Annotated in this window: 8 protein-coding genes; 4 read left to right on the top strand and 4 right to left on the bottom strand. The window is 72.7% G+C overall.

The window, feature by feature from the left end; all coding sequences use genetic code 11:
* The first annotated feature begins 9 nt into the window (after positions 1-9).
* On the top strand, positions 10-282 hold the full coding sequence (locus BIU96_RS16930) for a mycoredoxin (RefSeq protein ID WP_071293774.1): 273 nt from the start codon (positions 10-12) through the stop codon (positions 280-282).
* A gap of 145 nt (positions 283-427) precedes the next feature.
* On the opposite strand, the gene BIU96_RS16925 is transcribed toward BIU96_RS16930, so the two are convergent.
* Positions 428-2554, bottom strand: coding sequence for a DEAD/DEAH box helicase (locus tag BIU96_RS16925; RefSeq protein ID WP_071293773.1), 2127 nt, complete (start codon positions 2552-2554; stop codon positions 428-430).
* A 461-nt stretch (positions 2555-3015) separates the two neighbouring features.
* A complete protein-coding gene (locus tag BIU96_RS16920) occupies positions 3016-4260 on the bottom strand; it encodes a phosphotransferase enzyme family protein (protein WP_071293772.1) in 1245 nt (414 codons plus the stop codon).
* A 71-nt stretch (positions 4261-4331) separates the two neighbouring features.
* Between BIU96_RS16920 and BIU96_RS16915 the strand changes: the two genes are divergently transcribed.
* Entirely contained in the window at positions 4332-5546 is a 1215-nt protein-coding gene (locus tag BIU96_RS16915) for an aromatic acid exporter family protein (protein ID WP_071293771.1), read from the top strand.
* Positions 5547-6247: 701 nt separating this feature from the next.
* Here BIU96_RS16915 and BIU96_RS16910 read toward each other — a convergent pair.
* Positions 6248-6556: a hypothetical protein gene (locus BIU96_RS16910; protein WP_071293770.1), complete on the bottom strand. Its 309-nt coding sequence runs from the start codon at positions 6554-6556 to the stop codon at positions 6248-6250.
* A gap of 206 nt (positions 6557-6762) precedes the next feature.
* On the opposite strand from BIU96_RS16910, the gene BIU96_RS16905 reads away from it, so the two are divergent.
* Together BIU96_RS16905 and BIU96_RS16900 are read left to right on the top strand one after the other, a co-directional pair.
* Positions 6763-7440, top strand: coding sequence for a response regulator transcription factor (locus tag BIU96_RS16905; protein WP_070416542.1), 678 nt, complete (start codon positions 6763-6765; stop codon positions 7438-7440).
* Positions 7437-8963 carry a HAMP domain-containing sensor histidine kinase gene (locus BIU96_RS16900; RefSeq protein ID WP_083403022.1) on the top strand — a complete coding sequence of 509 codons (1527 nt, stop codon included), beginning with the start codon at positions 7437-7439 and terminating at the stop codon, positions 8961-8963. The genes BIU96_RS16905 and BIU96_RS16900 overlap by 4 nt, the downstream gene beginning before the upstream one ends.
* A 7-nt stretch (positions 8964-8970) precedes the next feature.
* Here the strand turns inward: BIU96_RS16900 and BIU96_RS16895 are convergent, their stop codons facing one another.
* Positions 8971-12393, bottom strand: coding sequence for an error-prone DNA polymerase (locus BIU96_RS16895; RefSeq protein ID WP_071293769.1), 3423 nt, complete (start codon positions 12391-12393; stop codon positions 8971-8973).
* Positions 12394-12395 lie beyond the last annotated feature (2 nt).

Raw genomic sequence — 12395 nt, 5'->3', positions numbered from 1 at the left:
CCTGAGGCCATGAGCGAGACGATCACCCGCGACGCGTTCGTGCCGGAAGCCGGCGGCGTCACCATGTTCACGACCACCTGGTGTGGGTACTGCGCACGCCTGAAGAACCAGATGTCGAAGGCCGGCGTGCCGTACACCGAGGTCGACATCGAGCAGACCCCGGGCACGGCGGAGCTCGTGGCCGAGGTCAACGGCGGCAACCAGACCGTGCCGACGCTGGTGTTCCCCGACGGCAGCACCGCGACGAACCCGTCGCTCGCCGAGGTCCAGTCGCGCATCTGACTCCACGCACCCCCGTACGAACATCGCGCCCCGTAGCTACGGGGCGCGATGTTCGTACGGGGGTGCAACGGGCGGAGCCAGAGCCACGCCGGCGGCATCAGCGCCGCGCCGGGCGGCGCCAGGCAGCGCAGCGCGCACCGCGGGACTAGCCCCCGAGCGCCTCGGTCAGCAGCGCCGCCATGGCGTCGAGCTGGATGTCGCCCGAGTCGACGAGCTCCTCGTCCGAGCCGTCGAGCGCGCGCGCGGCCAGGGACGCCTTCGAGTCGATGAGCTCGGCGATCTTGGTGTCGATCGTCTGCGCGGCGATGATCCGCCACGCGGTGACCGGCTCCTCCTGCCCGATGCGGTGCACGCGGTCGATCGCCTGGGTCTGCTCCGCCGACGTCCACGACAGCTCGGCGAGCACGACGTTCGACGACACCTGCAGGTTGAGGCCGACGCCCGCCGCGGTCAGCGAGCAGACGATGACGGCGACGTCGGGGTCGTTCACGAAGGAGTCGATCTCGGCGGTGCGCTGCGTCGGCGTCTGGTCGCCGCGGACCGTCGCGGTGCGGAGGCCCCGGCGTGCGAAGACCTCCTCCGCCTGGTCCATGACGTCGAGGTGCTTCGCGAAGAACACGACCTTGCCGACGTTCGACGCGAGCTGCGCGGCGTAGTCCGCCGCGAGCTGGGCCTTGGCACGGCCGATCCGACGGACCATCGAGAACACGTTCTCGCCGGTCGACGAGGCGTCCTGGTCCTCGAGCTCCCAGCGGGCGACCTGTCGGACGAGCTTGTGGTCGATGCCGACCACCGGGTCCTGCCCGGTCCGGGCGTCGAGCGCCTGGTGGTACCGCTTGACGAGCTTCGCGGTGAGCTCGCGCTCGGCGTCGCGGATGGAGCGGCCCTCGTCGCCGTCGAGCTCGACGGGGATGTCGGCGATCCGGCGTGCCGGGATGTCCGCGGCGACGTCGACCTTGCGGCGTCGGACGATGCCCTGGTCGATGACGGCCTTGCGCGCCTCGACGAAGAAGCCCGGGTCGGCCGGCGTGAGGCCGATCTCCTCGAGCTCGTTCATGAGCTTCGCGCGCGGCTTCTTGTCGTCGATCCAGCCGAGGTACTCCCAGATCGTGCGGAAGTCCTCGACGGAGTTGATGAGCGGCGTCCCGGTGAGGGCCATCAGCAGCGGTGCCGAGGTGCGCTGCCGGATCTTCTCGGCGAGCTGCAGCACGAACCGCGACCGCTGCGAGTCCTTGTTCTTGATGAAGTGCGCCTCGTCGACGACCATGCCCTTGAACCCGAAGGCCCCGAGCCAGCCGACGTGCCGGTCGAGGATCTCGTAGTTCACGATGACGATGTCGGCGAACCCGTCGAGGTCGTCGCCGTCCCCGTGGATGACGGTGGCGCGGCGGTTCGGCACCCAGCGCTCGGCCTCGCGCGCCCAGTTCGTCTTGACGACGTTCGGCACGACGACGAGCAGCGGGAACGCGTTCGCGGCGTCGGCCGCGAGGAGCGACTGCGCGGTCTTGCCGAGGCCCGGCTCGTCGGCGAGCAGGAACGTGCGGTGGCCCTGCTCCGCGGACGCGATGAGCTCCGCCTGGTGCTTCATGAGCGTGGTGCCCGACCGGGAGTGCAGCGTCGTGGGCTCCGGCAGCGGCATCGTCGCCGCTCCCCCGCCCGCGCCGTACTCGAAGGACTTGAACAGCGGGCCGAACAGCTCCCAGTTCGCCAGGCGACGCGGGTGTGCGACGGGCTGGTCGGCGAGCGCGAAGTCCGGCGGCAGGAACGGGTTGGCGAGCTGGCGCTGCACGACGGCCTGCGGCACGACGGAGCGCACCGGGGTCTCGACCGAGGGCGACGGCTCGGCGGCGATGACGAGCTCCTCCGGCTGCAGTTCCATGCCGCCGGCGATCATCATGTCGCGCTTGACCGTGCGGGTCGCCTCGCTCATCGACGCCTCTTCGGTGAGGAGCTGGATCACGCTGGTGTCCCGCGCTGCGGTCTTCGCGAGGATGGTGGCGACGCCGTCGAGCCGCTTGAGCTGCTCGGCGCGCTGCGAGTCGGTGAGCTCCGGGTCGGCCTTCACCCGTGCGCGTTCCTCGCGCATGAGCAGGGCGACCGCCTGGAACTTCGAGCGGTTCGACGCCTTGAGCGGGCCGCGCTGCGCGGCCGCCTCGACCTCGCGCACGGCGCGCGCGAGGACGGGGATGACGCCGTCGTTGTCGAGCGGCCGGGTACGGCGGGATGCGGTCCGCGTGCCGCCGGCTGCTCGCCGGGTGCCTGATCGAGCCAACGCTCCTCCTGTTCCGCCCGTTCGTGCCGGGCGAGCCGCCATCGGGCGGAAGTCCTGAACCGGTGCCTGACACGGCTCCGGCGCTCGCGGGCCACCGTGGCCTGCTGCTTCGCCGGTCCCCGTGTCGGGACGTCCGGTGGAGTCCCGCGGGCCGTTCCCGTAGCGGCCACCGGGTGGTGCCGCATGCGACGGTCCGCGCCGGGATCCGGCGCCGTCACACGCACGTGACGCCCCCTCGGGACGACCACGGATCCGGTTCCCCACGTCGGTCAAGTGACCGACTGCTGCGTCCGGAATCGACGCGGCACGCGGGGATCCGGTGCGTGCGCGCTCAGTTTACTCCCCGACCACCGACGGAGGCGACTCGACGTCGCCCGCGCGAGTCGCGCCTCCAGGCAGACGGTCCTGGAGGCACGGTGCGCGCCCGACCCGCACCGTGCGTCCCACGGGGCGGAGCCGGTTCAGACCTGTGGTGCGGACCGCGGGCGGACCAGCCCGTCGGACGGCAGGACCGGGGCCGCGTCCGCCAGGGCGGCCTGCGTCGCGGCGAGGAGCTGCTCCGCGGTCTGGATGCCGTTCGCGGAACCGGTGGTCGCCTGCCCGCCCGCGTGGGCGAGGAGCTGCGCGCCGATGGCGGGGCCGATGCGGTCGGTCTGGTCGGGGTTCCGCGCGACCCAGTCGCGGGCGACGGCGTCGGCGAGTCGTTCCGCCGCGGCGCCGCGCTCGGCGTCCCCGCGCGACCGGTGCCAGAGCCCGGTGACGACAAGGTGCGCCACCACGGCGCCGATGTCGCGGACCGGGAAGCCCCAGCCCGCCGTGTCGATGTCGAGCAGCCCGGAGATGCGCCATGGCTCGTCCTCGTCGACGAAGACCTGCTCGAGGTGCAGGTCGCCGTGCACGACCTGCTTCGTCGCCGACGACCAGCCGATCGAGCGGCGGCCGATCGCGTCGTACAGGGCGTCGATCTCCTCGGCGTCCTGCGGCAGCGCCGCCACCAGGGTGCGGCGGTGCCAGTCCGCGTGGTCCATCGCGTCGGCGCGCGCCTGCTGCGTCATGGGGACCGTCGCGATCCGGCCGGTGAGCGCGGCGAGCGAGGCCACGAACCGGGGGTCGTCGGCGATGTCGAGGATCCGGCTGCCGGCGGGCACGCCGCGGATGCGCTCGAGGACGAGGAGCCCGTCGCCGCGGCTCGACAGCACGCGCGGCACCGGCAGCCCCGCGGACACGAACTGCTCGTGGGACTTCTCGATCGGCGCGACCCGGTGCGGACGGACGACCTTGAGGAACACCGTGCCCTCCGGCGCGTCGACCCGGACCACGGCACGCTTGCCCGGACGGTAGGCCGCGACGGTCAGCGTCGGGTTCGTCACCGGCATCCCGAGCGTCGTCAGGAGCTCGGCGACCGCGTCACGGTAGGTCACCTGCGGCAGCACCGGCAGGCCGGGGTCGTTCGGGTACGCCCACACCGACACCGGCTCGCCCGTCGCCGGATCGGTGACGATGGCGCTGTTCTGGTCATGGGTCCCGCCGGTGTCGACGTAGGTCAGGACGGTGGCGCGCTGTCCGTTCCGGTCGACGGTGTCCACCTCGTACCCGTAGAGGTAGCCGTTGCCAGACGGCTCCACCGAGTGGGCGCGTGCGGCCACGACGGAGGTCCCGGAGCCGGCGAAGGCCTGCGGGATGACGCGTTCGTGGTTGGGCCACACGGGACCAGTCAACCGGACGGGGGACGATTCGTCGCGCTCGTGCGCGGCTCGGCGTGCGGACCGTGGCTACCGTGGACGTCGTGAACCCGGTCGCGCGACTCCGCAGCTCCAGCCGCACGCCGTTCCTGCAGGTCGTGAAGACCGCGGTCGCGGTGGTCGCCGCCGTGCTGCTCTGCCGCGTGCTCATCGACGGCCCGTTCCCGACCTTCGCCGCCATCGCCGCGCTGCTCGTCGTCCAGCCGAGCATCAACCAGTCGTTCGTGAAGGGGCTCGAGCGGAGCGCCGGGGTGGTGCTCGGGGTCATCCTCGCGACCGGGTTCCACCTGCTGCTCGGCGACTCGGTGTGGGTCGTGCTGCTCGTCATCGTGCTCGCGATCCTCATCGCGTGGGGGCTCCGGCTCACCCCGACCTCGGCGACGCAGGTCGGAATCAGCGGCATGCTCGTGCTCACCGCGGGCGTCGTGACGCCGAACTACTCGGCCGACCGGATCCTCGAGACCGTCCTCGGCGCGATCGTCGCCCTCATCGTCAACGCCGTCGTCGTCCCGCCGGTGCTGCTCGGCCCGGCGCACCTCGCCGTCGCCCGGCTCGCTCGGGACACCGCGGTCGCGTTCGAGCGGATCGCGATCGGTCTCACCGAGGGGTGGGACCGGGACCGCTGGCACGAGGCCCTCCTGCAGGCCCGAGCGCTCCGGCAGCAGCACGCCCGCGCCGAGGCCTCGCTCACCGCGGCCCGGGAGTCCCTCACCATGAACCCGCGCGGCGGGCGGCACCGGACGATCCTCGACGAGGACCTCGCGGCCGCCGAGCACCTGCGCGTGCTCGTCACCCGCGTGACCGGCATGACCCGGGCGATCCACGACAACACCGCGCCGGACCTCCGTTCCGACCCGGTCGTCGGCAGCATCGCCACCGAGGTCGCCCGCATCGGGGCCGACGTCCGAGCGCTAGGGGCGCGGGTGGCGGCGTCCGAGGTGGGGTCGTCGGGGGCGTCGGGGTCGGGATCGGGGTCGAGGTCGGGGTCGGGGTCGAGGTCGTCCGGGTCGTCCGTGTCGTCCGTGTTCGGGAGGTTCAGAGCCCGAGCCGGGGCGGGGGCCGGACCCGGGCCTGGGGCGGGGGCGGGTGCTGCGTCGGTAGTCGCTGGTGCGGACCCGGCGCCGTCGGAACCCGCACTGACCGCACCGCTCGAGGTCATCCGGCCGAACTCCCGGCACTGGGTGCTCATCGGGGCCCTGCTCGAGGACATCCGGCGCGTCCGCGAGGAGCTGCTCGGCGAGGACGACTGACGCGTCCGCGGCGCTCGGAGCTGCGGCGCGGCCGCCCGCACGTGCGTGCGGCCGGGCGAGCGGGCGAAATGCCAGGGTGCGCGCGAGGACGACCCAGCGGATGCGCCCGCTCGCGCCCGGGACGCGACACCGGACGGACTGGAGGAACGGATCGACCCCGCCACGCGCCTCCAGGCATGCGCCAGCGCGAGCGGGCGAAATGCCAGGGTGCGCGCGAGGACGACCCAGCGGATGCGCCCGCCCGCGCCCGGGACGCGACACCGGACGGACTGGAGGAACGGATCGACCCCGCCACGCACCTCCAGGCGAGCGTCTGCGCGAGCGGGCGAAACCCCGCGGTTCGCGACAAGGCGACCCAGCGGGTCCGCCCGCTCGTCGCGGACGCGACACCGGACGGACTGGTGGAGCGGCTCGACCCCGCCACGCCCCTCCAGGCGTGCGCCAGCGCGAGCGGGCGAAACCCCGCGGTGCGCGACAAGGCGACCCAGCGGGTCCGCCCGCTCGTCGCGGACGCGACACCGGACGGGCGGGAGGAACGGGTCGACCCCGCCACGCCCCGCCAGGCGTGCGCCAGCGCGAGCGGGCGAAACCCCGCGGCGCGCGACAAAGCGACCCAGCGGATCCGCCCGCTCGCCGCGGGGCGCACGGATGCGCCCGCTCGCGGCGGACGCGCGACGCACGCCCCAGGCGGTCCGATCGCGTCAGCGCGAAGCGGAGGCCGCTTCGGCCGCGGTGTGCACGATGTCGTCCCAGATGATGGCGGTCGGCACGGCGGCGTCGCTCGCGACCACCTCGGCCTCGGCGAACCGACTGATCTCCGCGACGACGACGTCGGCTCCCGCCGCGCGCGCAGCACGACTGGCGACGTCCGGAACCGCAGCGCGCAGTTCGGCGACGACGCGGTCGCGGCTGACGTCCTCCATGTCGCCGAGGACCCCCATGCCCTTCCAAGCGGCATCGAGTTCGGCGCGCAGTCGGACGAGGGCCGGGTGTTCCGGCGTTTCGTTCATGGTTCCCCCAGTGCGGACGCTGCGTCGGGTACGCCCCGTCCGGTGCGCGAGCCTAGCAACGAAGCAAGAAGTGCTCACGTCCCACGAACGAGGGACAGACCGTTCTGCTCGGACGACTCCGTCGCTGTGACGAGATTCAGCGAGTTCGGTGCCGGAACGCCCCTGCTTCCCCGGTTCGATGCCACGATGGGTCCGAGGAGGTCGCTATGCGCCTGTTGGTGGTCGAAGACGATGACGAGATGCGCGCGCTCATGGAGCGTGGGCTCGCCGCTGAGGGGTACCGCGTCACGGCGGTCGAGAACGGGGTCGAGGCGCTCATCGCGCTCGGTGACCAGGCGTTCGACCTCGCCGTCGTGGACGTGATGATGCCCGGCATGTCCGGCTTCGAGCTCGCCCGGCGCATCCGCGAGCGCGAGGACCCGGTGCGGATCCTGCTCGTGACCGCACGCGACGCCGTCGACGATCGGGTCTTCGGACTCGACGCCGGCGCTGACGACTACCTCACCAAGCCCTTCGCCTTCGCCGAGCTCACCGCCCGCCTCCGCGCGCTCGGTCGGCGCGAGTCCGCCGGCGCACCGCGCACCATCGAGGTGGGCGACGTGGCGATCGACTCAGAGGCCCGTCGCATCCTCATCAAGGGCCAGCGCGTCGCCGTGAGCCCCACCGAGTTCGCGCTCCTCCGCCTCCTCGCCCGCTCCGTCGGCACCGTGGTCGACCGCCCGAAGATCCTCGAGGAGGTGTGGGACGGCTCGCAGCACGTCGACCCGAACGTCGTCGAGCAGTACATCTCGTACCTCCGGAAGAAGCTGACCTCGCACGAGGCCACCGTCGCGATCTCGACCGTGCGCGGCCGCGGCTACCGGCTCGACCTCCTCGGGGCGTGACCGGACCGGGCACCACCGGACCCGGGCCCGCCTCCGGATCGGACACCCCGAGGCGCGGCCTGATCCGTCCGCTCCGGGTGCTCTCGCTGCGGTCGCGGATCACCATCGGCTCGACGGCCATCGCCGCCGTCGTCATCGTGCTGCTCGTGCTGGTCATGCGGTTCCAGGTGGTCAGCGTCGTCGCGAGCGCGACCCGGACCCTGCTCGACGCGGACGCCGATCCGTACGTCGCCACGCTCGAGGTCGACAGCGACCCGAAGCTCTCCGCGCCCGGCAACGCGCAACTCGTCGCGGTCGTCTCCCCCACGGGCGACATCGCCCTGTCGACCATGCCGCCCAAGGTCGAGCGCGCCCTCGGCAGCCTGACAGCGACGGAGGCCGGCACCTCGCTCATCCGGGTCTCTGGGTCGGAGTACCGCGTCGTGGTCGAACACCCGGTCAACCAGGCCGGCCGCTGGACCGTGGTCGCGGCGCGCAACTCGCAGGCCGAGGCGATCGTCGTCGACGACCTCACCTCGACCCTGTCGCTCACCGGGCTCGCGATCCTCGTCGCGTTCGGCATCGCGTCGTGGGCCCTGGCGACCGCCGCCCTGCGTCCGGTGAACCGGATGCGGCGTGAGGCGGAACGGCTGTCCGTCGCGCCCGAGCGCGCCGAGCTGCCGGTCGGGCCCGCCCAAGACGAACTGGCCTCCCTCGCCACCACCCTCAACGCCTTCCTCGCCCGCACCCGCCAGGCCACCGAGCGCGAGCGCCAGATGGTCTCGGACGCCAGCCACGAACTCCGCACACCCCTGGCGATCCTCACCACCCAGCTCGACCTCGCCTCGCTCGACGGCGACGACGCCGCAGCCCTCGCCGCCCACATCGAGCGCGCGAAGCTCAGCGTCGCGCGGCTGTCGCGGCTGGCGAACGACCTGCTCGCGCTCTCGCGCATCGAGGAGTCCGAGCGACGCGACCAGGACGGCCAGGAGCAACCCCTCACCGCGTGGTCGGACCTCGGCGACGAGGTGATGTCCGCCGTCGACCGCGTCCGGCTCATCGCATCAGCGAAGGACATCACCGTCGACTTCGACCTCGAGCCACCGGTGACGGTCGGCGGCTCCGGCCCGGGCATCGGCGGTGGCAGCACGGAACCGCGGTACCGGCTCGACACCGGTGGGATGGCGCAGCTGGTCACGAACATCGCCGGCAACGCCGTAGCCGCCCTGCCCCGCGGCGGTGGGGTCTTCGTGTCGTGGCGGAGTGCCGCGGGCGAAGGGGTCCTGCAGATCACCGACGACGGCCCCGGCGTCCCCGAGTCGTTCATCCCGGTCGCGTTCGATCGGTTCACCCGACCGGACGAAGCGCGGAAGTCGCGCCCGAACCCGGACCCGGCCACCGGCGGGATCCCCCTGCCCGGCGGCTCCGGCCTCGGGCTCGCGATCGTGCGGGCGGTCGCGGAACGGTCTGGAGGCACGGCCTCCCTCCGCAACGTCCGTTCCGGCGGGCTCGAGGTCACGGTCCGCATCCCCGAGGCGTCGTAGCGCGCGATCACTGGAAGTCCCGCGAGCGCGTCCGCACCGACAGCGACAGGTGCTCGATCCGGTCCGCCACCAGGTTCACGACCCCGTCCGGCGACCGTTCGAGGATGCCCCGCACGATGATCGCCGGCGCCTCGCGCGCGACCCGTCGGTAGCGTCCCCACACCCCGACGCTGCAGATCACGTTCACGAGCCCGGTCTCGTCCTCGACGTTCATGAACGTGATGCCCGACGCCGTCGCCGGACGCTGCCGGTGCGTCACGATCCCGCCGACCTCGACCCGCCGGCCGGACTCGGCGGTGGCGGTGTCCTGCACGCTGAGCACCCCGCGGGCGACGAGTCCGTCACGGACGTGCCGGACCGGGTGGTCGTCGGTCGTCATCCCCGTCGACCACATGTCCGCGATGAGGACGTCCCCGCTGGTCATCTGCCCGAACAGCGGCGGCTGCACGGTGACCTGGGTGTCCGGCAGCTGGTCGGGACGCTCCGCGGCGGCCTGGGCGGCGGACCACATGCCACCGCGGCGGTCCACCCCGAGCGCGGCGAACGCGTCGGCGGCGGCGAGCGCCTCGAGCTGCGCCGTGGTGAGGCCGACCCGGCGGGCCAGGTCGGACATGTCCGTGAACGGGCCGTGGGCGTCTCGTTCGGCGACGATCTTCTCGGCGCTCTTCCGTCCGAGCGACGCCACCTCGGCGAGGCCGAGCCGGACCGCGAACGCACCGTCGCGACGGTGCCGGGCGGTGTCGTCGGGCAGGGCCTTGTCGAACGGCAGCACCGGGGCCTGCTCGGTGTCCAGGCAGGTGTCGTCGCCCGTCGTCGCACGCTCCCCGTCGGGCAGCGGCTCGAGCGTGGCGTCCACGCCCGAGCGCAGGATGTCCGGTCGCAGCACCTGGACCCCGTGGCGCCGGGCGTCCGCCACGAGCGTCTGCGGTGAGTAGAACCCCATCGGCTGTGCCCGGAGCAACGCCGCCAGGAACGCCCCCGGGTAGTGCAACCGCATCCACGCGCTCGCGTAGACGATGAGGGCGAAGCTGATCGAGTGGCTCTCCGCGAAGCCGAAGTTCGCGAACGCCTGGATCTTCGCGTAGATGGCGTCGGCGTCCTCGCCGTGGATGTCGTTCGCCGCCATCCCCGCGTAGAGCTTCTCGCGGAGCCGGTCGATCTTCTCGTGCCCGCGCTTCGACCCCATCGCGCGCCGGAGCAGATCGGCGTCGTCCCCCGAGCACCCGCCGACCGCGATCGCCATCTGCATCAGTTGTTCCTGGAACAACGGCACACCGAGGGTCCGCTCGAGCACCGGTTCGAGCGACGGGTGGATGTAGGTGATGGGTTCCTCGCCGGTGCGACGTCGGATGTACGGGTGCACCGCGCCGCCCTGGATCGGCCCCGGACGCACCAGGGCGACCTCGATCACGAGGTCGTAGAACCGTCGCGGCAGCAGCCGGGGCAGCGTGCCCATCTGCGCCCGGGACTCCACCTGGAAGACGCCGATGGTGTCCGCTCGGCACAGCTGGTCGTAGACGCCCTGTTCCTCCTTCGGGATCGAGTGCATGTCCCAGCGCTCCCCGCAGTGCTCGTCGGCCAGGTCGAAGGAGTACTGCAGGGCGGCGAGCATGCCGAGCCCGAGCATGTCGAACTTCACGAGCCCCATGTAGGCGCAGTCGTCCTTGTCCCACTGCAGCACCGTCCGACCGTCCATCCGGGCGTGCTCGATCGGCACGACCTCGCCGACGGGCCGGTCGGTGAGCACCATGCCGCCGGAGTGGATGCCGAGATGCCGCGGGAACCCGAGGACCTGCTGCGCCATGTCGACCACGGCGTCGGGGATGTCGTGGTCCTGGCTCTCGGTCACCGACCCCCACCGCTCGACCTGCTTCGACCAGGCGTCCTGCTGCCCGGGGCTGTGCCCGAGCGCCTTCGCCATGTCCCGCACGGCGCCCTTCGGCCGGTAGGTGATGACGTTCGCGACCTGGGCGGCGTTGAACCGGCCGTACTTCTCGTAGACGTACTGGATGACCTCTTCACGCCGGTCGGAGTCGAAGTCGACGTCGATGTCGGGCTCCTCGTCGCGCATCGCCGACAGGAACCGTTCGAACGGCAGCCCGTACCGGATGGAGTCCACCGCGGTGATCTCGAGCAGGTAGCAGACCGCCGAGTTCGCCGCCGACCCGCGGCCCTGGCACAGGATCCCCCGGTCGCGGGCGTACTGCACCATGTCCCGCACGATGAGGAAGTAGCCGGGGAAGTCCTTGTCCTCGATCACCGACAGCTCGCGCTCGATGCGCTCCCGCTTCTGCGGGTCCACCCCGTCGGCGCTGCCCGGGTAGAACCGGCGGGCACCGCGCCAGGTGAGCTCCCGCAGCCAGGACATCGTGCTGTGCCCCTCGGGGACGTCGATGTCCGGCAGCCCGGGCTTGACCGTCTTCAGCCGGAAGCCCAGCTCGTCGGCCAGGGTCACGCTGTGCTCGACGGCTCCGGGCCAGCGGGCGAACCGCCGGGCCATCTCGACGCCGGAGCGCAGGTGCGCGGTGGGCGCGGCCGGCAGCCACCCGTCGATCTCGTCGAGGCTCCGCCGTGCCCGGACCGCGGCGAGGGCCGTCGCGACCGGGAACCGGTCCGGGGTGGCGTAGTGCACGTTGCCGGTGGCCACGGTCGGCAGCGCGTGCTTCGCGGCGAGGGCGGCCAGGGCGTCGTTCCGGGTGGTGTCCATCGGGTCGCCCTGGTCGATGAGCTCGACCACGACGCCGGCGGTGCCGAACCGGTCGAGCAGGGCACGGAGGGCGTCCTCGGCCGCGGACTCGCCACCGTGTTCGAGCGCCTGCCGGACGGCACCCTTCCGGCACCCGGTGAGGACACGCCAGTGCCCGTCCGACCGCGCCGCGAGGTCGTCGAGGTCGTACCGCGGCCGCCCCTTCTCGGCCCCGGCGGCCAGGTGCGCGCTGGTGACGGCGCCGGCGAGTCGGTGGTAGCCCTCCTGCCCGTCGGCGAGCAGCAGCAGGTGCGTGCCCTCCGGGTCGGGGACGCCGTTCTGCGGCTCGGTCAGCCCGAGGGACAGCTCGGTGCCGTACACGGTCGCCACGGTCGGGTACGCCTCGGCGACCTCGGCCATCCGCGCGGCGCCGTAGAAGCCGTCGTGGTCGGTGAGCGCGAGGCCGTGCAGGTGCAGGCGTGCGGCTTCCTCGAAGAGGTGCTCCGGTCCGCTCGCGCCGTCGAGGAAGCTGAACGTCGAGTGCGCGTGCAGTTCGGCGTACGGCACCACCGGGACGTTGCCGCCGTCGATCACCGGCGGGGTCGCCGGGGCGTAGGGCTCGCGCTTGCGGGACCATGCGGGGCTGTCGCCGCCGTCGCCGTCGTGCGTGCTGCCCGGGCTCCGCTTGTCGGACAGGGCACGCTCGAACTGCGACCACGGGATCGGCGGGTTGCTGTAGCCCATCA

The organism is Curtobacterium sp. MCBA15_008 (genome assembly GCF_001865065.1).
Taxonomy (GTDB): domain Bacteria; phylum Actinomycetota; class Actinomycetes; order Actinomycetales; family Microbacteriaceae; genus Curtobacterium.
This window is presented reverse-complemented; position numbering and strand designations above follow the sequence as displayed.